The organism is Halomonas sp. DP4Y7-1, from assembly GCF_019800705.1.
In the GTDB taxonomy this organism is placed as follows: Bacteria; Pseudomonadota; Gammaproteobacteria; order Pseudomonadales; family Halomonadaceae; genus Halomonas; species Halomonas litopenaei_A.
Genome location: NZ_JAHVKS010000007.1, coordinates 152,800 through 177,049, shown reverse-complemented (window position 1 = coordinate 177,049; position 24,250 = coordinate 152,800). Strand labels below are relative to the sequence as shown.

20 protein-coding genes are annotated in these 24,250 nt (G+C 63.0%); 9 read left to right on the top strand and 11 right to left on the bottom strand.

The features are described from left to right. Window positions 1-378: 378 nt before the first annotated feature. Window positions 379-3,123 (top strand): bifunctional acetaldehyde-CoA/alcohol dehydrogenase, encoded by a 2,745-nt coding sequence (gene adhE, locus KUV72_RS14375; RefSeq protein WP_222238875.1) that lies wholly within the window; start codon window positions 379-381, stop codon window positions 3,121-3,123. A 258-nt stretch (window positions 3,124-3,381) separates the two neighbouring features. Here the strand turns inward: adhE and KUV72_RS14370 are convergent, their stop codons facing one another. Next, window positions 3,382-4,650, bottom strand: a complete 1,269-nt coding sequence (locus KUV72_RS14370; protein ID WP_222238874.1) for a glucarate dehydratase family protein — start codon at window positions 4,648-4,650, stop codon at window positions 3,382-3,384. Between the two features lie 730 nt (window positions 4,651-5,380). Between KUV72_RS14370 and KUV72_RS14365 the strand changes: the two genes are divergently transcribed. The 7 genes from KUV72_RS14365 (at window position 5,381) to KUV72_RS14335 (ending at window position 13,602) form a co-directional block, all read left to right on the top strand. After that, window positions 5,381-6,307, top strand: a complete 927-nt coding sequence (locus tag KUV72_RS14365; protein ID WP_222238873.1) for an ABC transporter substrate-binding protein — start codon at window positions 5,381-5,383, stop codon at window positions 6,305-6,307. Between the two features lie 141 nt (window positions 6,308-6,448). Continuing rightward, window positions 6,449-7,951 (top strand): sugar ABC transporter ATP-binding protein, encoded by a 1,503-nt coding sequence (locus KUV72_RS14360; protein ID WP_222238872.1) that lies wholly within the window; start codon window positions 6,449-6,451, stop codon window positions 7,949-7,951. Further along, window positions 7,948-8,928: an ABC transporter permease gene (locus KUV72_RS14355; protein WP_222238871.1), complete on the top strand. Its 981-nt coding sequence runs from the start codon at window positions 7,948-7,950 to the stop codon at window positions 8,926-8,928. Before KUV72_RS14360 ends, KUV72_RS14355 begins: the two co-directional genes overlap by 4 nt. A gap of 53 nt (window positions 8,929-8,981) precedes the next feature. Next, entirely contained in the window at window positions 8,982-10,070 is a 1,089-nt protein-coding gene (locus KUV72_RS14350) for a zinc-binding dehydrogenase (RefSeq protein ID WP_261317511.1), read from the top strand. Window positions 10,071-10,148: 78 nt separating this feature from the next. Then, a complete protein-coding gene (locus KUV72_RS14345) occupies window positions 10,149-11,693 on the top strand; it encodes an FGGY-family carbohydrate kinase (RefSeq protein WP_222238870.1) in 1,545 nt (514 codons plus the stop codon). Further along, window positions 11,690-12,436 (top strand): SDR family oxidoreductase, encoded by a 747-nt coding sequence (locus KUV72_RS14340; RefSeq protein WP_222238869.1) that lies wholly within the window; start codon window positions 11,690-11,692, stop codon window positions 12,434-12,436. Before KUV72_RS14345 ends, KUV72_RS14340 begins: the two co-directional genes overlap by 4 nt. A gap of 140 nt (window positions 12,437-12,576) precedes the next feature. Next, window positions 12,577-13,602 (top strand): LacI family DNA-binding transcriptional regulator, encoded by a 1,026-nt coding sequence (locus KUV72_RS14335; protein ID WP_222238868.1) that lies wholly within the window; start codon window positions 12,577-12,579, stop codon window positions 13,600-13,602. Window positions 13,603-13,613: 11 nt separating this feature from the next. On the opposite strand, the gene KUV72_RS14330 is transcribed toward KUV72_RS14335, so the two are convergent. Further along, on the bottom strand, window positions 13,614-14,075 hold the full coding sequence (locus KUV72_RS14330) for a hypothetical protein (RefSeq protein ID WP_222238867.1): 462 nt from the start codon (window positions 14,073-14,075) through the stop codon (window positions 13,614-13,616). Between the two features lie 238 nt (window positions 14,076-14,313). After that, a complete protein-coding gene (locus tag KUV72_RS14325; protein WP_222238866.1) occupies window positions 14,314-14,970 on the bottom strand; it encodes a LysE family translocator in 657 nt (218 codons plus the stop codon). 202 nt (window positions 14,971-15,172) lie between these two features. Between KUV72_RS14325 and KUV72_RS14320 the strand changes: the two genes are divergently transcribed. After that, window positions 15,173-16,171 carry a LysR family transcriptional regulator gene (locus KUV72_RS14320; RefSeq protein WP_222238865.1) on the top strand — a complete coding sequence of 333 codons (999 nt, stop codon included), beginning with the start codon at window positions 15,173-15,175 and terminating at the stop codon, window positions 16,169-16,171. Here the strand turns inward: KUV72_RS14320 and KUV72_RS14315 are convergent. The 8 genes from KUV72_RS14315 to benC form a co-directional block, all read right to left on the bottom strand. Beyond that, window positions 16,163-17,392, bottom strand: a complete 1,230-nt coding sequence (locus KUV72_RS14315) for a benzoate/H(+) symporter BenE family transporter (protein ID WP_222238864.1) — start codon at window positions 17,390-17,392, stop codon at window positions 16,163-16,165. The two genes, KUV72_RS14320 and KUV72_RS14315, sit on opposite strands and share 9 nt — an antisense overlap. 15 nt (window positions 17,393-17,407) lie before the next feature. After that, window positions 17,408-18,181 (bottom strand): benzoate diol dehydrogenase BenD, encoded by a 774-nt coding sequence (gene benD, locus KUV72_RS14310; protein ID WP_222238863.1) that lies wholly within the window; start codon window positions 18,179-18,181, stop codon window positions 17,408-17,410. 67 nt (window positions 18,182-18,248) lie between these two features. Further along, window positions 18,249-19,031 carry an ABC transporter ATP-binding protein gene (locus KUV72_RS14305; protein WP_261317510.1) on the bottom strand — a complete coding sequence of 261 codons (783 nt, stop codon included), beginning with the start codon at window positions 19,029-19,031 and terminating at the stop codon, window positions 18,249-18,251. Then, window positions 19,028-19,837, bottom strand: a complete 810-nt coding sequence (locus tag KUV72_RS14300; protein WP_222238862.1) for an ABC transporter ATP-binding protein — start codon at window positions 19,835-19,837, stop codon at window positions 19,028-19,030. The genes KUV72_RS14305 and KUV72_RS14300 overlap by 4 nt, the downstream gene beginning before the upstream one ends. Then, a complete protein-coding gene (locus tag KUV72_RS14295; protein WP_222238861.1) occupies window positions 19,834-20,919 on the bottom strand; it encodes a branched-chain amino acid ABC transporter permease in 1,086 nt (361 codons plus the stop codon). Before KUV72_RS14295 ends, KUV72_RS14300 begins: the two co-directional genes overlap by 4 nt. A gap of 59 nt (window positions 20,920-20,978) precedes the next feature. Further along, window positions 20,979-21,839 (bottom strand): branched-chain amino acid ABC transporter permease, encoded by an 861-nt coding sequence (locus KUV72_RS14290; RefSeq protein WP_222238860.1) that lies wholly within the window; start codon window positions 21,837-21,839, stop codon window positions 20,979-20,981. Between the two features lie 70 nt (window positions 21,840-21,909). Beyond that, window positions 21,910-23,127 (bottom strand): ABC transporter substrate-binding protein, encoded by a 1,218-nt coding sequence (locus KUV72_RS14285; protein WP_222238859.1) that lies wholly within the window; start codon window positions 23,125-23,127, stop codon window positions 21,910-21,912. A gap of 83 nt (window positions 23,128-23,210) precedes the next feature. After that, window positions 23,211-24,230, bottom strand: a complete 1,020-nt coding sequence (gene benC, locus KUV72_RS14280) for a benzoate 1,2-dioxygenase electron transfer component BenC (protein ID WP_222238858.1) — start codon at window positions 24,228-24,230, stop codon at window positions 23,211-23,213. Window positions 24,231-24,250 lie beyond the last annotated feature (20 nt).

Sequence of the window (24,250 nt, the reverse complement as noted above, 5' to 3'; positions counted from 1 at the left end):
CGCCGATCCCTCGCAAGGGGGCGAACAGTGACATTTTGTACCGCTCCGCCGTCTCTTCAGTGCCTCAGGTGGGTCATGCCAGCCTCGATGACTACCTCTCGCGGCCACCACTGAATCTCGCCAAACGCACGTCTCATACCCCGGTCCGCGGATAGGCCGACCCCATGCTTGCGATCATCATGATGTTCGAAACGGTATATAAGCGGCGAAAAAGCTGACCTCTATCAGCAGCGCTGAATCGTGACAGCCATAGACTGACGGGGACAGGTACGTACAAAGCCGCTTTTCAAGCCTCCTCCGTGGCACGCCTAACCAGGGAGCTGGAGGAGGTTTCGCAGGTTGCTTTTTGTCTTTCTATCTCTTGTCTGGAGGCCTCTGATGGCGGTTACCAATCTTGCTGAACTCGATGCCCTGGTGGAACGGGTCAAGGCCGCGCAGCGCGTCTTTGCCAGCTTCTCCCAGGAGCAGGTCGACACGATCTTTCGAGCGGCGTCGCTTGCTGCCAACCACGCTCGAATTCCGCTGGCCCGCCAGGCGGTGGAAGAGACCGCCATGGGCGTGCTCGAAGACAAGGTGATCAAGAACCACTTTGCCTCGGAGTTCATCTACAACAAGTACAAGGACGACAAGACCTGCGGTGTGATCGCGACCCACGACGAGGCCGGCACCATGACCATCGCCGAGCCGGTGGGCCTAATCTGCGGCATCGTGCCCACCACCAACCCGACCTCCACCGCCATCTTCAAGGCGCTGATTTCGCTGAAGACCCGCAACGGCATCATCTTCTCGCCCCACCCCAGGGCCTGTCACTGCACCAATGCGGCGGCCAGGCTGGTGCTGGAGGCAGCGGTGGCGGCAGGGGCGCCCAAGGACATCATCGGCTGGATCGACCAGCCCTCGGTGGAACTCTCGGAAGCCCTGATGCAGCACGAAGGCATCAACCTGATCCTGGCCACCGGTGGACCCGGCATGGTCAAGGCGGCCTACTCCTCCGGCAAGCCGGCCATTGGCGTGGGCGCCGGCAACGTGCCGGTAATCATCGACGAGACCGCCGACATCAAGCGGGCGGTGGCCTCGGTGCTGATGTCGAAGACCTTCGACAATGGCGTGGTGTGTGCCTCGGAGCAGGCGGTGATCGTGCTGGACGAGGTCTACAGCGAGGTACGTGAGCGCTTTGCCTCCCACAACGCCTACCTGCTGTCTCCCGCCGAAGCCGACCAGGTGCGCCAGATCCTGTTGAAGAATGGCCACCTCAACGCTGCCATCGTTGGCCAGTCGGCGGTCACCATTGCCGGGCTTGCCGGCATCCAGGTGCCCGCCGATACCAAGATCCTGATCGGTGAGGGCCCGCGGGTCGATATCGACGACGCCTTCGCCCACGAGAAGCTGTCGCCGACCCTTGGCATGTACCGTGCCAGCTCCTTCGAGGACGCCGTGGACCAGGCCTGTACCATGGTCGAGTTCGGCGGCATCGGCCACACCTCGGGTCTGTACACCGACCAGGACACCCAAAAGGAGCGCATTCGCTACTTTGGCGACCGCCTCAAGACCGCGCGCATCCTGATCAACATCCCCACCTCCCACGGTGGCATCGGTGACATGTACAACTTCGACATGGCACCGTCGCTGACGCTGGGCTGCGGCTCCTGGGGTGGCAACTCCATCTCGGAGAACGTCGGTCCCAAGCACCTGATCAACACCAAGACGGTGGCCAACCGGGCGGAAAACATGCTGTGGCACAAGCTCCCCGAGTCGATCTACTTCCGTCGCGGCAGCCTGTCGGTGGCCCTGACCGACCTCAAGGACAAGCAGCGAGCCTTTATCGTCACCGACCGTTTCCTGTTCAACAACGGCTACGTCGATGAACTGACCGCGCTGCTCAAGGCCCAGGGCATGGAGGTGCATACCTTCTATGACGTCGAGGCCGACCCCACCCTGTCCATCGTCGACAAGGGCGCCGAGGCCATGGCCAGCTTCCAGCCGGACGTGATCCTGGCCCTCGGTGGCGGCTCGCCGATGGACGCCGCCAAGATCATGTGGGTCAAGTACGAGCACCCGGAGGTACACTTCGAGGAGCTGGCCATGCGCTTCATGGATATCAGAAAGCGCATCTACCAGTTCCCCACCATGGGCGAAAAGGCCAGCCTGGTGTGCATTCCCACCACCTCGGGTACCGGCTCAGAGGTGACCCCCTTCGCCGTGGTCACCGACGACAAGACCGGCATCAAGTACCCGCTGGCGGACTATCAGCTGACCCCGAACATGGCCATCGTCGACGCCAACCTGGTGATGAAGATGCCCAAGTCGCTGACCGCCTTCGGCGGCTACGACGCGGTGACCCACGCGCTGGAGGCCTACGTCTCGGTGCTGGCCAATGAATTCTCCGATGGCCAGGCCCTGCAGGCGCTGAAGCTGCTCAAGCAGTACCTGCCGGTCAGCTACCGTGAAGGCGAGCGCAACGCCGTGGCCCGAGAGAAGGTGCATAGCGCCGCCAGCATCGCCGGCATGGCCTTCGCCAACGCCTTCCTGGGCGTATGTCACTCCATGGCCCACAAGCTCGGCGCGGTGTTCCACCTGCCTCATGGTCTGGCCAACGCCCTGCTGATCACCAACGTGGTGCGCTTCAACGCCAACGACAACCCGACCAAGCAGACGGCGTTCTCACAGTACGACCGGCCCAAGGCGCGCTGTCGCTATGCCGAGGTCGCCGATCACCTGGGACTGTCACAGGCCGGAGACCGCACCGCCCAGAAGGTCGAACGGCTGATCAACTGGCTCGACGAGCTCAAGCGCGACCTGGATATCCCCGCCTCGATCAAGGACGCAGGGATAGCCGAAGCGGATTTCCTGGCCAAGCTCGATGAAGTCGCGGAAGAAGCCTTCGATGACCAGTGCACCGGCGCCAACCCGCGCTACCCCTTGATCAGCGAACTCAAGGAAGTGCTGCGGGCCTCCTACTACGGTGAGGTCTACGTGGAGGGTGAGACCTTCGCCGGCACCACCGTGATCAAGAAGCGCGAGGAGCCCAAGACCGACGCAGAGGTCCCCAGTGCACCTGCCTCCAAGAATCAGGCAGCCAAGGCACCGGCACGCAAGGCGAGAAAGGCCAAGGCCGACGCCTGAGGAAGCGCTGAGTAAACGAAGCGAGCGATGGCAGATCTGCGACTGCCGGAACGGAAAGACCTGAGTTTACAAGTGGTTAAATGAGGATCTTGAGTACCGCCAGCAGCCGAGATGTCGAGCGCAGTAATTTATGCAGTGTTTCCCTGAGGACGGCAACCACGCTCGACGACAAGGCGTCGTCGAGCGCCGGCTACCAGCGCGCCCCGCGAGAGCCGTCTCGCGGGGCGCGCTCATGTCGTGTGGCCCCCCAGGGCCGCATCAAAAGCGGGGTGTGGCGCCCGTCCATCGAGGATCGTACTTCTGCATCTCCGCCACGTCGTTGCGTGAACGAATGCCACAATGACGATAGTTATCCGCCAGTCGCGCCAATGCCTCCCGGTCCAGCTCCACCCCCAGCCCAGGAGCATCTGGTATCGCCACACTACCGCGATCAAAGGCGATCTTGCCTCCGACGATCACTTCTTCTTCCTGCCACGGGTAGTGGGTATCACAGGCATAGGACAGGTTATCGATCGCGGCAGCGGCATGGGCCATGGCCATCAGGCTGATGCCAAGATGCGAATTCGAATGCATCGACAGGCCCAACCCCCAGGTCTCGCAGATCCTGGCCAGATCTCGAGTGGCCTGCAGCCCACCCCAGTAGTGATGATCCGAGAGAATCACATCCACCGCTCCCTTGCGCAGCGCCTCGGGCAGATCAAAGAAACCGATAACGCACATGTTGGTGGCCAGCGGAATGTCCGACACCTGGTTGACCTCCGCCATGGCATCCTTGCCCGGTGCGGGGTCTTCCAGATACTGAAGTAGCCCTGTCATTTCCGGAAGCCAACGCTTTGTGGTCTCTGCTGACCAGTTACCATTAGGGTCGATACGCAGCGGATAGCCGGGGAACGCCTCCGCCAGAGCCCTCATCGCCTCAAGTTCCTGCTGCGGTTCAAAGACGCCAGCCTTCAGCTTGATCGACTGAAAACCGTACTGGTCGATCATCTGCCGCGCGCAGCGGACCACATCTGCCGGCGTCAGCACTTCTCCCCAGCGGTCTTGCCAGGGGTCCTCGGTGAAGCCATGCCGTTCGTACTTGTAGAAAAGATACGCACTGAAGGGCACCGCATCGCGCACCTTACCGCCGAGCAGGTCACAGACACTGCGTCCCGTCAGCTTGCCGACAGCATCCAGAAAGGCCACCTCAAAGGCAGCAAAGACCCGTGGCACAGTGGTGGACTGGTTAGTCCCTGGCGCCAGCTCGATCCCTCCTTCCGTCACCGTCTCACCGACGGTCTGGCGGACCGTCTCCAGCAGTCTGTTGCAGTGAAAGACATCGAGCCCTACCAACAGCGGGGCGACCTTGTTGAGCTGTGACAGCGTCTGCTCGTCTCCATACGACTCGGAGATGCCACACACACCACTCTCCGTCACCACCTCGATGATGGACCTGAGCGCCCAGGGTTCATGAATACCGCTGGCATTCAGCAAGGGTGGATCGCGAAAGGCGATAGGGGTCACGACCACCGACGTAATAACAGACATCTTGTGCCTCCTGCACGAAAAGAGCCCTGCGGCAGGAGCACAGCGGTCACCGCAGGGGAGTGCCACGATGCATCGGCGATGCCCACATTGAAGGACGCTAAGACCACCGGTGCAATACATCATACATATGATAAAACTAGTCGGTGTCATCAAGCCGGGCAATACCCTCTTCGCCCTCGTCGACTAAAGAATGACACAGGAGTCCAGCGCGCCATCGGCGGCGGCGCGAAGGTTCCATGCCCCGCTTTCTCGATGTCATTGATGATCTGAGCAAGCGCTGAAGACATCAGCAGAGCGCAATGAGACGCCAGGCGAGAGAAGCGTGGAAGCCGGTGCCTAAGCGGCATAGGTGAGGCATTCGGGAAGCGCGCAACGCAACGAATCTAGCGCGCAGACATGACGGCAGTACTTTCCTAATTATGTGCCAAATCAGCATCTACACACGTCTGACTCCGCCTCGTATATCGTCAACCACTCTTGTATATCCCCTTGAATTAGCGCCCTTTAGCCCATGATCAATGGCTGAATCGACAGCGTATAAACCTTAGTCGAATCCCCATTGACCGCCTACACAGCCTCTACTAGCTTGCGATTATGTTCACGTGAACATCAAAGATCGCAATGAAAGTCCGACCAGCGCTAATGACCGCCTCATCATGACCTCACAGCATGGGAAACGTCGTGATGATTCGTGCACCTAGCCACGCAAATAACAACACAGGATCTCACCATGGCCGCCACTCTCCACACCCGCTGCCTCACGCTGTCAGCTGCACTCACGACCCTTGTTGTTTCGGGCTCTGCCCTGGCGCAGGAGCCGCTGAAGATCGGCATGTCCTTTCAAGAATTGAACAATCAGTACTTTGTGACGATGCAGGAATCCCTGGAGCAGGCTGCCTCGAGCATGGGCGCGGAACTGATCATCACCGATGCCCGCCATGATGTGGCCAAGCAGGTGAACGACGTCGAGGATATGGTGCAGCGAGGGATAGATATTCTGCTGCTCAACCCCACCGACTCCGTGGGCGTCGAAACCGCGGTGATTTCCGCACAGCAGGCGGGCGTCACCGTCGTCGCCATTGATGCCCAGGCCAATGGCCCCATCGATGGTTTTGTCGGCTCCAAGAACTACGACGCGGGTTACAAGGCGTGTGACTACCTGGCAACAGAACTCGGCGGTGAAGGCCAGGTGGCGCTGCTGGACGGCATTCCCGTGGTCCCCATCCTGCAGCGCATCGAAGGGTGCACCGCAGCCTTGGGTGAACACCCGGGGATCGAGATCATCGACAAGCAGAATGGCCGTCAGGAGCGCACCCATGCCATGACGGTCACCGAAAACCTGATCCAGGCACACCCCGACCTCGACGGTATCTTCAGCGTCAATGATATCGGAGCACTGGGCGCGCTGATCGCCATTGACTCGAGCGGCAACGATATCAAGCTCGTCAGCGTCGACGGCCATCCCGAAGCGGTTGCCGAAATCCAGAAAGCGGATTCCTCCTTTATTGCCACCTCTGCCCAGTATCCCCGTGACATGGTCCGCCTCGGCCTTGGACTGGGTCTCGCCAAGCACTGGGGAGCCAGCACCGCCCCCGAAGAAATCCCGATCGATGTCGAGCTGATCGACCGCAGCCTGGCGGGCGACTTCCACTGGTAACCCCCGGCGCAGCGCCCCGGCGGCGCTGCCGTAACTGGCGTGCAGGATCGATCCAAGCCGCTCGCTCCTGCTCCCATCGTCTTCTCATCGAGCACAGGTGCATGCCAGGGCGTCCGCCCTCGGCATCACCGGGATAGCCTCATGACGTCACTTTTGTCACTGCGACATATTTCGAAATCCTTTCCCGGGGTCCGTGCCCTGGACGACGTGTCACTCGACATCCATGCCGGTGAAGTCCTGGCCTTGCTTGGCGAAAACGGTGCGGGAAAGTCGACCTTGATGAAGATCCTGTGTGGCATTCACCAGCCGGATCAGGGTGACATCGTCATCGACGGCAGCGTGCGACACTTTTCAGGCTATCAGGATGCACTGAATGCAGGGGTCGGGATCATCTTCCAGGAATTCAGCCTGATTCCGGACCTCGATGCTGTCGATAACATCTTTCTCGGTCGCGAACTCAAGAATCGGCTTGGTCTGAGAGATCGCCATGCCATGGTGGAGAAGGCTGGCGCGTTGTTTCGTCGCCTCAAGGTATCCATCCCCCTGGACTGCCCGATTTCCGAGCTCAGCATTGCCGATCAGCAATTTATCGAAATTGCCAAGGCACTGTCGCTGGATGCGCGAATACTGGTCCTCGACGAGCCCACCGCCACCCTGACCCCCAGCGAGGCAGACCACCTCTTCGACATCATGCGAGAGCTTCGCGCCCAGGGGGTGGGAATGGCCTTTATTTCCCACCACATGGAGGAAATCTTCGCCATCTGCGACCGGGTCACCGTGCTCCGGGATGGGCAGAAGATCGACGATGTGACGGTGGCCGACACAAGCGTGGACGACCTGATCGAATTGATGGTCGGCCGTCGGGTCGAGAACATTTTTCCCGCCCCACGCTGCGATGCGGAGTTTGCAAAGGTCGTGCTGGATGTGCAGTCGCTGAAGCTGACGCCGGACGGCCCCGACCACCGACTCCAGCTTCACCGGGGCGAAATCCTGGGCTTCGCCGGGCTCGTTGGCTCTGGTCGCACGGAGTTCGCCCTAGGCTTGCTGGGAGCAACCCGCCCAGCCCATGCCGCCATCATGCTGGAGGGACGACAGGTCACCTTCGACCATCCGGCCACGGCTCTTGAGCATGGTATCGGGCTGTTGCCGGAGAGCCGCAAGACCCAGGGACTCATACTGCCGTTCTCCTGTCGCGACAATATCAGCCTCAATAACCTGGCGCGGTTTCGCGGCGCTACCCGCCTGCTGCGCCACCGCGATGAGGCCAGTACAGCCTCCCGACTGATGCAAAGCGTCAAGGTCAAGGCGCCCAGCATCGAGACCGAGACCGGCCACCTTAGTGGCGGCAACCAGCAGAAGGTGGTCATCGCCCGCTGGCTGGGCCATCAGTGCAAGGTGCTGATCTTCGACGAGCCCACCCGCGGTATCGATGTGGGCGCCAAGTCCGAGATCTACGCCCTGATGAAGGCGCTCACCGCCGAGGGGGTCTCGATCATCATGATTTCCTCTGAACTGCCCGAAATTCTCGGCTTGTGCGACCGCGCTGCCGTGTTTTACCAGGGCGCCATTTCCACCGTCCTGAGCGGAGCGCAGCTCGATGCGCCCACCATCATGCACCATGCCACCGGAGGACTCAGCGCATGAGCCAGCCCGTCTCCTCTCACGACATGCCGACGGCAGCAACGCCCAGCTGGTACTCCCGTCTACGTCGTACTCCCGTGTTCTACCCCTTGATCGGCTTTGCCGTGGTCTTCATCGCCATGGCCGTCATCAATGACAACTTTCTGACCTCCAACAACCTGTTCAACCTGGCGCGTCAGGCCTCGATCATTGCCATTCTGGCGGCTGGCATGAGCCTCGCCATCCTGACCGGCGGCATCGACCTGTCGGTGGGCCCGGTGATGGCGCTGTCCGGCACCCTCATGGCGGGTCTGATGGTGGCAGGCGTACCGCCCAGTCTGGCCATTCTTCTCGGCCTGCTGATCGGCGCCGCCTTTGGTGCCATCAACGGGCTGTTCGTGGCCTTTGCCGGCATGCCGCCGATCATCGTCACCCTCGCCACCATGGGCATCGCCCGGGGTCTGGCCCTGATCTACACCGGGGGCTATCCGATCTCCGGGCTGCCCCAGGAATTTGCCTTCTTCGGCCGGGGCGCCGTCGCAGGACTGGAGATGCCCATTCTGGTCATGCTCGTCGTCTTCGCCATCGGCTATGTGCTGCTGTCCCACACCGCCACCGGGCGCTACCTCTATGCCATCGGTGGTAACGAGGAAGCCGCCCGCCTGTCCGGTATCCGCGTCTCACGCTACAAGTTGCTGGTGTACACCCTGAGCGGCACCACCGCCGCCATCGCCGGACTGATTCTTACCTCGCGCCTGATGAGCGGGCAGCCCAATGCCGGCGTCGGCTTCGAACTGGACGCCATCGCCGCGGTGGTACTTGGGGGTGCGGCCATCACCGGAGGGCGGGGCATGATTCTCGGCACCCTGGTCGGCGCCATGCTGCTGGGGGTCCTCAACAACGGCCTCAATCTGATGGGGGTATCCCCCTACCTGCAGAACGTCATCAAGGGCGGGATCATCCTGCTCGCCATCTACATCAGCCGCAAGCGAACGCCCTGACGCTGCCCAGCGCCGCTACGGTCTACCTCGTTCACCTGTTTCGGAGAGTGCCCATGTCCGCCAATGACACGCCAATGAAAGCCACCATGCAGGCGGTGGTCTGCCACGCCCCTTACGACTACCGCCTGGAAACCCGCGATACGCCAAGGGCGGGCCCCAACGAATTGATCCTGAAAATCGTGGCCTGTGGCATCTGTGCCAGCGACTGCAAGTGCCGCTCCGGCGCCGCCATGTTCTGGGAGGGCGATGATCCCTGGGTCAAGGCACCGGTAGCCGCGGGCCATGAGTTCTTCGGCGAAGTCGTGGAGCTGGGCGACGGCGCTGCGGAGCACTTTGGGCTGACCTTGGGCGACCGCGCCATCGCTGAACAGATCGTACCCTGCAACACCTGCCGCTACTGCCAGACAGGGCACTACTGGATGTGCGAAGTCCACAACATTCACGGTTTTCAGCGTGTCGTGGCCGAGGGTGGCATGGCGGAGTACCTGAAGATCGGCGCCACTGGTCGAGTCCACCGTATTCCCGATGAGGTGGATGACGATGATGCCGCCTTTATCGAACCGATGTCCTGCGCCATCCATGCGGTCAACCGCGGTGACATTCAGCTCGACGACGTGGTGGTCATAGCCGGCGCCGGCGCCATTGGCCTGGGTATGGTCCAGATCGCCCACCTGAAGACACCGCGCAAGCTGATCGTCATCGACATGGTCGATGAGCGGCTTGAACTGGCCAGGCAGTTCGGTGCCGACATCGTGCTCAACCCTGCTCGGGACGATGTCGAGGCCACGGTCAAGGCCGCCACCGACGGCTACGGCTGCGATGTCTACATCGAGGCCACCGGCGTCCCCGCCGGCGTTACCCAGGGCCTTAACCTCATTCGCAAGCTCGGCCGCTTTGTCGAATTCAGCGTGTTCGGCAAGGAAACCAGCGTCGACTGGTCGATCATCGGCGACCGCAAGGAGCTGGACGTGCGCGGAGCACACCTGGCGCCCTACACCTATCCCATCGCCATTGACCTGTTCGCCCGTGGGCGGATCACCTCAAAGGGCATCGTCACCCACCGACTTTCCCTCGATGACTTTGAACAGGGCTTTGAGCTCGCTGACTCCACCGACTCGATCAAGGTCCTACTTGCTCCCTGAACCCTGCCGCCGAGCTCTCGTGGCAGCCATTCATCGGCAAGGCCCAGGGACAACGTTCGAGATTCTCAAGGAGCTGACATGGAGACAGTGATCGGCATCGATATCGGTACCCAGAGCGCCAAGGTACTGATCATCGATGCAGGTGGACGAATTCTTGCTTCCCGCCAGCACGGCTATCGCGTGGACACGCCCCACCCGCGCTGGGCGGAACAATGGCCGGAGGTCTGGTGGCAGGCCATCGTCGACGGCATCCGGGATTGTCTGAAGGCGCCGGGCATTGACCCAGACTCGGTCAAGGCACTGTGTATCAGCAGCCTGTACGGGGGCTCCGGTATTGCCGTCAACGCCGACATGACGCCGCTACACCCTTGCCTGATCTGGATGGACCGACGCGCCGAGGCCGAGGTGCAATGGGTCAGGCAGCATATCGACCTTGAACGACTGGAAGCCATCACCGGCAATGGTGTCGACAGCTACTACGGCTTCACCAAGATGCTGTGGCTGAAACGCCATCGCCCCGAGGTATGGGCGAACACCCGCTACCTGCTGCCGCCCAACAGCTATATGGCGTACCTGATGACGGGGGAAATCGCCGTCGACCATAGCTCTGCCGGCAACATTGGCGGCATCTACGACCTGGCGAACCGCTGCTGGTCAGAGGAGATGACCACGGCTCTGGGTATCGAGCGGGACAAGTTGCCTGAGCGGCTGGTGGACTCGGATGCCTCGATCGGAACACTGACAGAGGCCGCCGCCCGCTGGCTTGGACTGCTGCCGGGCATCCCCGTGGTGGCAGGCGGCGTCGATGCCGCCATGGCCACCCTGGCCGCGGGCGCCACCAGCACCGGCCACCATGTGGCGATGATCGGCACCAGCATGTGCTGGGGCTTCATCCGCCAGCAGCTCGAGCCGACGCGGGGGCTGGTCAGCATGCCCCACGTGCACAATGCCAGTCGCGACATCTACACCTTCGGTGGCGCGCTGACCGCTGGCGCTTCGCTCAGCTGGTGCCTGGACGTCCTGTTTGGCGAGGATCACGACCCGGATGCCGCCTATACCATGCTGGAACCGGCCGCCGCTGCGCTATCTCCAGGCGCGGATGGTCTGGTCTTTCTGCCCTACCTCATGGGGGAGCGCAGCCCGCTGTGGGATGCGCGGGCCAGCGCCGCCTTTTTCGGGCTCAACCTGACCCATCGCCGCCAGCACCTCTACCGCGCGGTACTCGAGGGGGTGGCCTTTGCCCTGCGCCACAATATGGAAGCCGCCGCGACCATGGATGCGTCGCTGGCCCCCGGACTGATCGTGGTGGGGGGTGTCACGCACTCCGATCTGTGGATGCAGATCATCGCCGACATCACCGGACGCGAGGTCTTCACCTATCGTGACGATGTTGAAGCCGCGTTCGGGGCCGCCCTGCTGGCGGGGCAACACGTGGACATCCTGTCATTGGAGCCATCCTGCCACCGACCGACGCTTGTCCCCCGCGCGCAGCCCGACGCCCAGGCCATGTCACGCTACGACGTGCTCTACGGCATCTACCGCGACCTCTATCCGAGCCTCGCCCCCTTGATGCACCGACTCGATGCCCTACGTTCTTCATCTCTGGAGGAGCCCTCTCGATGACAGCTGATCGCCTGCCCTTTCGTCTGGATCATCGTCGTATCGTCGTGACCGGCGCCAGCAGTGGCATTGGTGTCGATATCGCTCGCGTCATTCACGAGTTGGGTGGCCAGCCGATATTGATCGGCCGCGACCAGACACGCCTGACGGCACTGGCCTGCGAGCTCAATGCCACCGCCGTGCCCGTGGACATCACCGACGAAGACGCCGTCAGCGCAGCGATAGCGGGTCTGCCGCCACTCGATGGCCTGGTCAACTGTGCGGGAATATCGATACTGGACACGGCGCTGGAGGCCAAGGCCGACGACATCCAGCGCATCCTCGCCACCAATGTCACCGCCTGCGCCGTGGTAACCAGAGAGTGCGCCAAGCGCATGATCGCCGACGCCACCGCGGGCAGCATTGTCAATGTCTCGAGCCAGGCAGCCAGCGTCGCCCTCAGTGAACACCTGGGATACTGCGCGTCCAAGGCCGCCATGGACGCGATGACCCGCGTGCTCTGCCTCGAATGGGGACCCCAGGGCATTCGCGTCAACAGCGTCAACCCCACCGTGACCCTGACCCCCATGGCGGAGATGGCGTGGTCGGCCCCGGAGAAGCGCGACCCGATGCTCGCTGCCATTCCACTTCGGCGTTTCGCCACCCCGCGCGAGGTCGCCTTGCCGGTGGCCTTTCTGCTGTCTGACGCAGCCGCGATGATCTCTGGCATCAGTCTGCCCATCGACGGAGGCTACACCTGCCATTAACCTCGACCGACGTGTCAGGCGAGACGCCTTCGACCGACAGGCAGGGCCCAGGACAGGGGTGTGGTACCGTTAGCCAGCCCTGTCCCTGAAGACACCGGCTCATGTAGCCCACCCTGTGCCTGGAGACCATTGGCGCCATCATGAAGCGTAAAGGCAATATCACCATCACCGACATCGCTCGGCAGGTCGGGTTGACCCACATCACCGTGTCCCGGGCCTTCAACCAGCCTGACAAGGTCAAGCCCGAAACTCGCGAGCGCATCCTGCAGGCGGCTCGTCAACTGGGCTATGTGCCCAACGCCTTCGCCAGCCAGCTCAGGAGCAGTCAAAGCCGGCTGATCGGCGTTGTCGCGGCCAGTATCGACAATCCCTTCTACAGTGAAGCGATCAAGGCCATCTCTCGCGATGCCAAGCGCCAGGGCTATGACATCCTGCTGATGGATACCGACGGCTCCGCCGAGGTAGAAGCCTCCGCCATCGCGACCCTGCTGAGCTATCAGGTGGCCGGCATCATTCTGTCTCCGGTATCGGACGCCATCGACTACCGGCCCGTCTACATCGATAGCCTGCGTGACACCGGTCTGCCCGTGGTCATGCTGGATCGCGTGCTGCCGGTGGAGGATTTTTCCCGAGTGGTGCTCGACAACCCCACCTCAGGGCGACTGATCGGATCGGCCATGCTGGACCTTGATATCCAGCGGGCGCTGGTGGTGACCGGACCGTTCAATTCGCGTATCACCCAGCAGCGTCTGGACGGCATCCAGCAGGCCTACCGTCAGGCCGGGCGGCCGCTGTCACTGGATCCCCGTGAGGGAGACTACACCGCCGAACCCGCCTATCGTGCGGTCGCCGAACACCTGGCCGACCACGGCCTCCCGGAGGCATTGATAGGGCTCAACCAATTGATGACCCTGGGGGCGCTCAGCGCGCTCCACGACGCCGGTTGGTCGTACCGTGACACCAAGGTCCTCGGCATCGATACCCTCCCCTATAGCGAGATCTTCGACATCGAGATCACCACCACCGCCACCGACCCATCCCTGGCCGGGCGCCGCGCGATGGAACTGCTGTTCGCGGCCATCGAGGACCCTCAGGCTCCGGTACGCGAGGACGTCATCGCCAGCCACATTCGCCCTGCTCGAGCAGGCGGTCTCCTTCACCGCTAGAGCATCTGGCGCTATTCATCGGGTCTGGGTTTGGGTGCAGGTTGGGTTCCGCCATGTCGCAGTGACATCAGCAGCCCCACCAGCAGAAGCGCCCCGGCGACCAGCACCGGCAACATCGGCGGCGAGGCGGCGGTCTTCAGAGCCACCCCAAGCTGGGCATACAGCGAAGTGGCGCACAGCAGCAGCCCTGCCATGGGTATCGTCAGGGTTGCCCAGCGTTCTCCCCGGCGGAAGGGCCCCCACAACAGGGTGCCCACCAACGCCGCCACGCCAAGGCAAGCACCGCCAAGGGCGCGCATCAACGCCAGCAGCACCTGCTGGGTCCCGGCGTCCACCGACGCCCAATCCGACCCCATGGCCGCCGCGTGGTAAGGCATAAATTCACTGCGCGAAAGATAGACGACGCCGAATGCGACAAGGATCAACGCCGCCAGAGAATGGCAGGCGAGGGAACATCGTGAATAGCGCTGCATGACGTCATCCTGGTGCTGCGAACACAAACGCAGCGGGGAATCGTTGCCCGCCACACCGGTGAGAGTCGGCCACTTGGCTGCCCCGTACAACAACCCTAGCTGCATGCGCGGGCTGGCACCCCCGGCCAGAGGTACCAGACATCTGACTCTGACCTTTGCGGACAGGTCTCTGCTCTTGCTACCTGCGCCATGCAACAACTTCACCGCAACGCCCGGATGCCGGCACTAGCATCCACACTCAAGTCGCTAGTTCTCCCATCGCTATATCCCAAAGCAGTGTGCTCGCCAGGCCGATCAGCAGCAGTCCCATCCCCCGCTCAATCCAGCCACGCGACATGAGAAAGCGCTGGCGCAAGGACCGATGCGTGAAGACCAGACTAACCAGTACGAACCATCCCGCGTTGACCAGGCACATCCAACCGCCGTACAGCATCTGAATAGACAGCGGGGTGGATGCACTGACGATAGTGGTGAACACCGCAAGAAAAAAAAGTGTCGCCTTGGGGTTGGTAGCATTGGTTAGAAATCCCCGCCAGAAGGACTGGCGCAGGGTCTCTGTCCGCTGACCCTGTTGCGCAAGCTCGAGTTCAGCGGTGTCGATACTGGCTTGACGAATAAAAGAGGTACCGAGATACAAAAGGTACGACGCTCCGATAACACCGGCCACATGCAAAAGCCAAGGAGCGGCATGCATCAATGCCCCCGCCCCCAGCAAGGTATAGCCAACATGCACCGAAATGCCGGCGCCAATGCCGATCGCCGCGCCCACGCCGGCGCGTCGCCCCAAGAGCACGCTCTGCCTGATCGTGACGGCGAAATCGGGACCTGGGGCTATCACCGCCAGCAGGTGCACCGCAGCCAGCGTCAAAAACTCCCCTAGATAGTCAGATGCCATCAGCCCGATCCTCGCTGTCACGCCGGCCACCTTGACCCAGCGCCGACCCATCACCTTCAGCAAAGGCCAGTCATCTTCAGTGCCTGGCCTGCGTTTGTCCGGGCATCCGCGTTGTCTTGGCAGGCCTCGGAACAATGTGTGTCATTGTAATCATCGCCATGGAGCAAGATAATCCTGGAAAATATCAACTAACCTTTGCTTCATGAGCACAAATAACAGCGTCACACTGATGGCAGAGATGGCCGTCTTCGTCAGGGTGGTAGATTGCGGTAGCTTCTCTGCGGCAGCCCGTCAGCTAGGCGCCACACCTTCCGCGGTCAGCCGCTCGGTCTCACGCCTGGAGAAGGCGCTGGGAACCCGCCTGCTACAGCGCACAACGCGTAAGTTACGGTTGAGCGAAAGTGGTCAAGCGGTCTACCTGCGCTGCGTGGACCTGGTGCAGGCAGCGCAGGCGGTGGTGGACGTCACGGGGCAACTCAGTTCTGAGCCACAGGGTGTACTCAGGGTTAGCGTGCCAAAGGCAGTGGGGCGATTTCTCATTCACCCCCATATCCCCGATTTCCTCGCCCGCTATCCCAAGATCGATGTGCATTTAAGGCTGGATGATCGCTACGTGGATCTGATCGACGAGCAGGTCGATCTCGCCATTCGCATAACCGACCATCCCTCGCCGGGGCTGATGGGGCGCCGACTCACCCACATCGACCATCTGCTCTGCGCCACACCGGAATATCTTGCGTCTTACGGAGAGCCGACTCACCCCCGCGACCTGACAGCGCACAACTGCATTTTTCTGGGCGAGGAGCCCGGCGATTCCCGCTGGAAATTTCGGCGGGGCAACAAGCGAGTCAGCGTCGACGTCAACGGACGCTACGCGGTCAATCACACTGGCGCTCGTCTCGACGCCGTTTTACGTCATCTCGGCATCGGCAGCCTGCCCTTGTTCACCGCCAGCCACGCCCTGGACCAGGGCAAGATAGTGCCGCTGCTGCCACAGTGGCGCTTCGTTACCAACTACAGCGGAGACGCCTGGATCCTATATCCGCCGACCCGGCATCTGCCCGCCAAGAGCAGCGCCTTCATCCGCTTTATGCAGGAACGCCTGAGTGCCGACAGCGACGCCGACCGCCCCTATAAAACGGAATCGGCACGAGAGCCGGCACGAGAACCGGCAAGAGGGCCCGGAACAGCATCATCCTGAGCGCGCCGTCTTGCCATGCAACAGCTTCACCGCAACGCCGCCGATCACCACGCCCCAGAAGGCCGCGCCCAGTCCGAACAGGCTCATGCCTGAGGCGGTGACCATAAAGGCGATCACCGAGGCCTCGCGGTGGTCATCGGCGGCGATCATGGCAGCCAGATTGCTGACGATCGCAGCGATCAGTGCAAGCCCTGCCAGCACTGCCACGAAGGCCCCCGGCAGCGAGCTGAACAGCGCCACAATGGTACCGGCGAACAGCCCGCCGACCAGGTAGAAGACGCCGTTGGCGACCCCCGCCACATAGCGCCGTCCCGGGTCCTCGTGGGCCTCCTTGCCGGTGCACAGCGCGGCGGTGATGGCGGCGACCACGGTGGAAATACCGCCAAAGCAGGCGGTCGCCAGAGACGTCACGCCCGCCACCGTCAGTATTGGTCTGGCCTCGGTGTCATAGCCCGCCCCCTGCAGGATCGCCATGCCTGGCAAAAACTGGCCGGTCAGGCTGACCACCACCAGCGGCAGCGCCAGGCTCAGGGTGCTGGCGAGGCTCCATTCCGGGGTGATCCACACCGGCACCGCCAGGTGCAGGCCGACGCCAGCCAGGCTGGCATCCTCCAGCAGCACGGCCAGCACAATACCGGTGACCAGCAGCAGGATCAGGCAGTAGCGTGGCGCCACGCGCTTGAACAGCAGATAGGCCGCCAGCATGCCGAGGGCAAGCGACGGCGAGGTCTCGATGGCCGCAAAGGCGTCCAGCCCGAACTGGAACAGGATACCGGCCATCATTCCGGCGGCCACGCCCTTGGGAATCAGCACCATCAGCCGGTCGAAGCTTCCACTGATGCCGATGACCAGCATCAGCACCGCCGCGCTCAGGTAGGCCCCCACCGCCTCGCCCAGGGACAATTCGGGAAACAGGCTGACCAGCAACGCCGTGCCCGGCGCCGACCAGGCGGTCACCACCGGCACCCTGAGCCACAGGCTCAGTACGATGCCGGAGACCGCCGCCCCCAGGGAGATGGCCCACACCCAGGAGGTCATCATGGCGGGTGAAATGTCCGCCGCCGCTCCGGCCTGAAAGAAGATCGCCAGCGGCCCTGAATAGGAAATCAGTACCGCCACGAAGCCCGCCGTCACCGCCGACAGCGACAGATCCCGGGCCAGGGAACCTAGCCAGGAAGCGCTGGCCCGGTCGTTCCCGGTATCAGCAGAGGGATGGCGCATGGTTGGGCTCCTTGATCAGCCTGGGTCACCGCCAGCCACCGGCAGCACGCTACCGGTAATGTAGCTGGCGTCATCGGATGCCAGAAACAGGATCGGCCCCACCTGTTCATCCAGAGTGCCGTAGCGATGCATCAGGCTGGATGCCTTGGTCTGGTCGATCAGCTGCTGGTACCACAGCGCGTCCTGTTCGCTCTGGGGCTCGGCGTTGCGCGGCGTCAGCCGCGGTGGCGCCTCGGTGCCACCCGGCGCGGTAGCATTGACCCGTACCCCGTGCTCGGCCATATCGATGGCCAGCGCCACGGTCAGGGCGTTCACCCCACCCTTGGCCGAGGCGTAGGGCACTCGGTTGACGCCCCGCGTCGCCACCGACGATACGTTGACGATATTGCCGCCACTCTCGATCAGAAAAGGCAAGGCCGCACGGCAGCACCACAGGGTCGGGAACAGCGAGCGGCGCACCTCGGCCTCGATCTGATCCGGCGCGTAGTGGGTGTAGGGCTTGGCCCAGATGGTGCCACCGACGTTGTTGACCAGCACGTCGATGCGTCCAAAGCGCTCGATGGCACCACCCATGGCAGCCTCGGCACCGTCCCAGGTTTCCAGATCGGCCGTCAGCGCCAGCGCCTCGGCGCCCTGGTCGGCCAGCGCACCCGCCACGTCATGCACGTGCTCGGCGCGGTCCACCAGCACCAGGCGGGCGCCCTCTTTTGCGGCCCTCTCCGCCAGCCGCCGCCCAATGCCCTGGGCGGCGCCGGTGATCAGCATCACTTTCTGTTCAAATCGTTTCATCTCACGATCCTGTTTTTACGGTCCTGTGCTTACAGTCCTATGCCTATGGTCCAGCGATGGGCACGACTCACCCCACGCCAAGGTGGGTATCAAGAATCGAGGGGTCATCCCTGAGCGCCTGACTGCTGCCGTCGAACACCACCTTGCCCTTGACGATCAACAGGTGGCGGTCGCCCACCTCGAGCAGGTTGTCGATGTTCTTGTCGACGATGATGCTGGCGATGCCCGAGGCCTTGATGGTGCGGATGATCGACCAGATCTCGTCACGGATCAGCGGCGCCAGCCCTTCGGTGGCCTCGTCAAGGATCACCAGCCGGGGATTGAGCATCAGCGCCCGACCGATCGACAGCATCTGCTGCTCGCCGCCGGACAGCAGCGAGCCATCGTGGCTGATCCGCTCCTTGAGCCGGGGAAAGGTGTCCAGCACCCGCTCGATGTCCCAGTCGCTGCGGCCATCGACGCCGGTGCGGGCGGCCATCACCAGATGTTCTCGCACGCTGAGGCCAGGGAAGATGCCCCGTCCCTCCGGCACATAGCCGATCCCCTGGCGAATCACCTGCCAAGGCCGCCGCTTGCGGGTATCCACGCCCATGATCCGCACCTCGCCATGGCGCGGTGGCACAAAGCCGAGGATCGACTTCAGGGTGGTGGTCTTGCCCATGCCGTTGCGGCCGAGCAGGCTCAGCGTCTCGCCGGCCTTCAGGCTGAGGTCCACGCCGTGCAGCACGTGACTCTCGCCATAGAAGGTGTGCAGGCCACGGGCATCGATCAACGGCGCGCTGGTGTCGATCGTGTCCGCGCCACTTCCGCTGCCAGCGTCATTCATGGTGCGATCAAGACGGGCGTTCATGGCGCTACCTCGCGGCGGTGGGGGCGGTCATCGATATCGTCAGAGGCGTCGTCCTGGCCCGAGTCATGGCGACCCAGGTAGACGTCGCGCACGCTGTCGCTTGCACGAATGCTGTCGGTGCTGCCGCTTTCCAGCACGCAGCCGTCGACCATCACGGTAATGCGATCGGCCAGGCGGAACACCGAGTCCATGTCGTGCTCGATCAGCACGATGGTGTAGTCGCTGGACAACCGCTTGAGCAGATCGGCGACCTGGTCGGTTTCCTCGCGGCCCATGCCGGCCATGGGTTCATCCAGCAGCATCAGCTGCGGCTGGGTGGCCAACACCATGGCGATCTGCAGCTGACGCTGCTCGCCGTAGCTCATGCCGGAGGACAGCGTGTGGGCGCGGGGCACCAAGCCACAGGTGTCCAGCGCTGCCAGCGCCCGCTCGTCCACTTCCTTGGCGCGCTTGCGCGAGCGCCAGCTGCCGATGACCCCACCATGGTGAATGCGCGCCGCCAGCTGGCAGTTCTGCAGGCAGGTCAGGCGCGGAAAGATATTGGTCTTCTGGTGACTGCGCCCGATTCCCAGTCGCGCGACCTGGTGGGCTTTCTTGCCCTGGATGGCGCTGCCGCGATAGACGATCTCGCCACGAGTGGGGGGAATCTCCCCGGACAGCAGATTGATCAGGGTGCTCTTGCCGGCGCCATTGGGTCCCAGGATGGCGTGAATCTCGCCACGCTCGACCTGAAAGTCCACATCATTGACCGCCAGCAGGCCTCCGAAGCTGCGGGTCAAGCCGCGGGTCGACAGCATGCTGCTCATGACGACACCTCCCCGGCGGACTTGCCCGCCGACGCCTGCGACGCCGAGGCCACACGCTCTGCCTGCTGGGCATCTCTGGCCGCGCTCCAGCGCCCGAACAGCGACGTCTTGCGTCCTGGCGGATCGAGCAGTAGCCCGGCGATGCCCCGGGGCAGCACCAGCACCGCGACGATGATGGTCATCCCCATCAGGATCGGCCAGTGGTTGGTCAGGTGCTCATAGAAGTACAGCAGCAGTTCATAGGCGAAAGCGCCGAGGATCGGCCCGAAGATGGTGCCCATGCCGCCAAGGATCACCATCATCAGCACCTCGCCGGAGTGGTGCCAGCCAAGTTGCGCGGGATTGGCGAAGCCGTACTGCATCGCCGCCAGCATGCCGGCGACACCGGCGATCATCGCCGACACCACGAAGGCGATCAGCTTGTAGCCGGTGGTGGCGTAGCCCAGCGCCTGCATGCGGTGCTCGTTGTCGTGGATGCCATCGAGCACCTGGCCAAAGTGGGAACGGGTCAGGGCGCGCAGGATAAGATAGACCGCCACCAATAGCGCCAGGCAGAAGTAGAAGAAGGTCAGCGGATTGTCGAGATCGACAAGGGGCGTCTCACCCATGGCGAGGCTCGGGCGGAACATGATGAAGACCCCATCGGTACCGCCGGTCATGCTGGATGTGCTGACGGTGTAGAAGAGCATCTGGCCGAAGGCCAGGGTGGTCATGATGAAGAAGATGCCCTTGGTGCGCAGCACCAGCACGCCGACGATGGCCGCCACCGCTCCGGTGACCAGCATCACCAGCGGCAGCATCCACCACAGCGAGGCCGGGCTGAAGTCAGGGCTGGCCATGGCCAGGGTATAGGCGCCAAGGCCGAAGAACAGCGCATGGCCCAGGCTCACCAGGCCAAGAATGCCGACCAGCAGATCGAGGCTGACGGCGAACAGGGCAAAGATCAGCATCAGAGTCAGCTTCTCCATGAAGAAGGCGCTGGACTCCCCGAACAGGGCCGGCCCCCAGGCCGGATAGGCGATCAACAGCGCAAGACCTGCCAGCAGCAGAAACGTCACGCGCTTGGGATAACGGTGCAACATGGTCCCTCTCCTCCGGGCGGATACTCGCCCGTCAAGGTCGTGTCAGGGTGAGGCCTGCATCAGGCGAACAGCCCGCGCGGCTTGATCAACAGCACCAGCGCCATGATCAGGTAGATCAGCATGCTGGCGAGGCTAGGAATCAGCACCGGACCGAAGGTCTCGGCCATGCCGATCAACAGGGCACCGAAGAAGGCCCCCTTGATCGAGCCGATGCCGCCGATGACCACCACCACGAAGCAGGTGATCAGGATGGAATCCCCCATCCCCGGGGTGATCGACGACAGCGGCGCCGCCATCATCCCGGCGAAGGCCGACAGCGCCACGCCGACGCTGAAGATCAGGGTGAACAGGGTGCGGATATTGATGCCAAGGCCCTCGACCATCTCGCGGTTGACGGCACCGGCGCGGATGACAATGCCCAGCCGAGTGTGGCGAATGACCCAGTAGATGGCGCCAGCCAGCGCCAGGCATACCGCCGCGACGAACAGCCGATAGACCGGGTACTGCAGGTTGTCGGTCAGCGCGATGGAGCCGTCGAACGGCGCCGGCAGCGCCACCGAGTGCACGTCGCCGCCCCAGATGATGCGCTGGGCCTCGTTGAGCACCAGGATCAAGCCGAAGGTCAGCAGCACCTGGTAGAGGTGGTCACGCTTGTACAGGGTGTCCAGAAACAGTCGCTCGATGACCAGACCGAGCAGCACCGCGATGGGTACCGCGATCAGGATGGCCAGCCAGAAATTGCCGAGCCGCTGGGTCAGGTCGAAGGCCAGGTAGGCGCCGATCATGTACATGGCGCCATGGGCCAGGTTGATGATGCCCATGATGCCGAAGATCAGCGTCAGGCCACTGGCAATAAGGAACAGCAGCAGGCCGTATTGCAGGCCGTTGAGCAGCTGTACCCCGAAGAAGGCAAGATCCATCGTCGTTCTCCTCGTCTGGATGAAGGCAGGCAGGCGGCGGCAAGCGCTGTCGCGCGGCCGCCTGCTGGGCTCAGCTCTTCATCGGGCAGGCGCTGTCGGGAACTTCCAGCTGCGGGCTTGCGATGGCGGTGACGTGGTGCTCACCGTCCCTTACCTCGCGCAGGTAGACGTTCTGGATCGGGTGATGGGACTCGGAGAAGCTCACCGGCCCGCGCGGGCTGTCGAGCTGCACCGAGCCGAGCGCGGCGATCAGCGCCTCCCGGGTCGGCTCACCGTCGATCGCGCCATAGGCCTGGGCCAGCATCTTGCCGGCGTCATAGCCCTGCACCGCGTAGGTGTCGGGGATCTCGCCGTAAGCCTCCTGATAGGCGGCGACGAAGGCCTGGTTCTGCGGGGTATCCAGGGTCTCGGCGTAGTGCATGGTGGTCTGCACGCCGTCGGCGGCGTCGCCCAGGGCCACCAGGTTGCCGTCGGTCAAGAAGCCCGAACCGTACAGCGGAATGCTGTCGTTGAGTCCGGCCGCGGCGTAGTCGCGCACGAAGCCAACCCCGCCGCCACCGGCGAAGAAGGTGTAGACCGCATCCGGGGCGATGCTGGCGATCTGGGCCAGGTAGGTCTGGAACTCGGTGCTCGGGAAGGGCACCAGGATCTGCTCGACGATCTCGCCGCCGGCCTCGGTGAAGGCCTGCTCGAAACCGGCCAGGTCTTCCTTGCCGCCGGCATAGTCCCAGGTGATGGTGACGATCCGGCGATGGCCCTGGTCATAGGCCACCTGGCCCATGGGGTAGCTGTTCTGCCACATGCTGAACGAGGTACGAAAGACGTTGGGCATGCACAGCTGGTTGGTGGCGGCCTCGAGCCCGGCGTTGGGAATGATGGTGATCGCACCGGTCTGCTTGGCCACCCGCAGCATGCCCATGGCAACGCCTGAGTGGACCGGACCGATGACCACATCGACACCGTCGCCCTTGACCAGGCGACTCATGTTCTGGGGCGCCTTGGAGGGGTTGGCTTCGGAATCCAGGGCCACGTATTCGACGCCGTGGCCACCGAGGCTTCCGCCCTCCTGCTCGATGGCAAGCTTGAGCCCATTGGTGATGGATTCACCAAGGGCCGCGTAGGTACCGGAATAGGGCAGCATCAGGCCCAGCTTGACGTCATGGTCGGCCTGGGCCGGGCTGGAGGCCCCCAGGGTGAGGCCCAGGGCCGGCGTCAGGATCAGAGCGCCGAGCGCGGCTCGACGAGCGAAGAGAGAACGTGCGCCGGAGCGCTTTGTACTGGTTGTCATGGTCGATTCTCGTCAGGTTGTGATTGTCGTTATGTCTCCAGGGACACCATCGGCGTGGGTCCCTGGCCTGGCTGGCGATTCACTCAGTTGGGGGTGAACTTCTCGTAGTGGAAGCTGGCGGGCTTGATGCCCTGCTGGTCGAAATGCTTGAGCACCGCGTCCACCATCGGCGGCGGGCCGCACAGGTAGACATCGACATCACCACCATGCAGCTTGCTCTCGTCCATGTGATGGGTGACGTAGCCCTTGCGCTCGTGGCTGCTGCCCTCGTCGGCGACCACCGTCAGATAGTCAAAGTCGGGCAGCGCCTCGACGGCGGCATCCAGCTCCTCGCACTTGACCAGGTGATCGTCCTTGGTCACCCCGTAGATCATGTGGATCGGCTGGCCTGCGCCCTCGCCCCGCGCTTCCAGCAACGCCAGTTGCTTGAGCATCGACAGGAAGGGCGCAAGTCCGGTACCGCCCGCCAGCATCAGGATCGGGCGCTGGATGGCGCGCAGATAGAAGCTGCCCATGGGGCCGGTCACCGCCATGGCGTCACCGCCCTTGGCGCGCTCGCTGAGATAGCCGCTCATCAGGCCGTCAGGCACATTGCGAATCAGAAAGCTGGCGCGGCTCTCCCCTGGCAGTGAGCTGAACGAGTAGCTGCGATGCTGCTCGGCTCCCGGCACCTCCAGGTGCACGTACTGACCGGGCAGGAACTGCAGCGGTTCGCCCTCGATGTCGATGGCAAGCTCAATGGAGTCCTCGGACAGCGACTCGACGTGCACCACCGAGGCGCTGCGGGTGTCCACCGCGGTCTTGCACAGGGTCGAGGCCACCGGCACCGACAGCACGCAGTCCGATGACGGCACCATCTGGCAGGTCAACACCTGGCCTTCGTGCAGTTCCTCGTCGGACAATGCCTCGTCGATGTACTCGTCACCCAGCTCGAACTCGCCCTGGTCGCAGTGGCACTTGCAGGTGCCGCAGACGCCATCGGAGCAGTCCATCGGCAGATTGACCTTGTTGCGGTAGGCCGCATCGAGGACGGTCTCGCCCTCGTTACAGTCAATGAAGCGCGACACTCCATCTTCGAAGTTGAGCGCAATGGTGTAGCTCATGGCCGTTCTCCTGCGACGCG

Bases quoted from the DNA above. Each gene is read 5' to 3' on its own strand.
- adhE (WP_222238875.1), top strand. From the start codon at position 379: ATGGCGGTTACCAATCTTGCTGAACTCGATGCCCTGGTGGAACGGGTC.
- KUV72_RS14370 (WP_222238874.1), bottom strand. From the start codon at position 4,650: ATGTCTGTTATTACGTCGGTGGTCGTGACCCCTATCGCCTTTCGCGAT.
- KUV72_RS14365 (WP_222238873.1), top strand. From the start codon at position 5,381: ATGGCCGCCACTCTCCACACCCGCTGCCTCACGCTGTCAGCTGCACTC.
- KUV72_RS14360 (WP_222238872.1), top strand. From the start codon at position 6,449: ATGACGTCACTTTTGTCACTGCGACATATTTCGAAATCCTTTCCCGGG.
- KUV72_RS14355 (WP_222238871.1), top strand. From the start codon at position 7,948: ATGAGCCAGCCCGTCTCCTCTCACGACATGCCGACGGCAGCAACGCCC.
- KUV72_RS14350 (WP_261317511.1), top strand. From the start codon at position 8,982: ATGTCCGCCAATGACACGCCAATGAAAGCCACCATGCAGGCGGTGGTC.
- KUV72_RS14345 (WP_222238870.1), top strand. From the start codon at position 10,149: ATGGAGACAGTGATCGGCATCGATATCGGTACCCAGAGCGCCAAGGTA.
- KUV72_RS14340 (WP_222238869.1), top strand. From the start codon at position 11,690: ATGACAGCTGATCGCCTGCCCTTTCGTCTGGATCATCGTCGTATCGTC.
- KUV72_RS14335 (WP_222238868.1), top strand. From the start codon at position 12,577: ATGAAGCGTAAAGGCAATATCACCATCACCGACATCGCTCGGCAGGTC.
- KUV72_RS14330 (WP_222238867.1), bottom strand. From the start codon at position 14,075: ATGCAGCGCTATTCACGATGTTCCCTCGCCTGCCATTCTCTGGCGGCG.
- KUV72_RS14325 (WP_222238866.1), bottom strand. From the start codon at position 14,970: ATGGCATCTGACTATCTAGGGGAGTTTTTGACGCTGGCTGCGGTGCAC.
- KUV72_RS14320 (WP_222238865.1), top strand. From the start codon at position 15,173: ATGAGCACAAATAACAGCGTCACACTGATGGCAGAGATGGCCGTCTTC.
- KUV72_RS14315 (WP_222238864.1), bottom strand. From the start codon at position 17,392: ATGCGCCATCCCTCTGCTGATACCGGGAACGACCGGGCCAGCGCTTCC.
- benD (WP_222238863.1), bottom strand. From the start codon at position 18,181: ATGAAACGATTTGAACAGAAAGTGATGCTGATCACCGGCGCCGCCCAG.
- KUV72_RS14305 (WP_261317510.1), bottom strand. From the start codon at position 19,031: ATGAACGCCCGTCTTGATCGCACCATGAATGACGCTGGCAGCGGAAGT.
- KUV72_RS14300 (WP_222238862.1), bottom strand. From the start codon at position 19,837: ATGAGCAGCATGCTGTCGACCCGCGGCTTGACCCGCAGCTTCGGAGGC.
- KUV72_RS14295 (WP_222238861.1), bottom strand. From the start codon at position 20,919: ATGTTGCACCGTTATCCCAAGCGCGTGACGTTTCTGCTGCTGGCAGGT.
- KUV72_RS14290 (WP_222238860.1), bottom strand. From the start codon at position 21,839: ATGGATCTTGCCTTCTTCGGGGTACAGCTGCTCAACGGCCTGCAATAC.
- KUV72_RS14285 (WP_222238859.1), bottom strand. From the start codon at position 23,127: ATGACAACCAGTACAAAGCGCTCCGGCGCACGTTCTCTCTTCGCTCGT.
- benC (WP_222238858.1), bottom strand. From the start codon at position 24,230: ATGAGCTACACCATTGCGCTCAACTTCGAAGATGGAGTGTCGCGCTTC.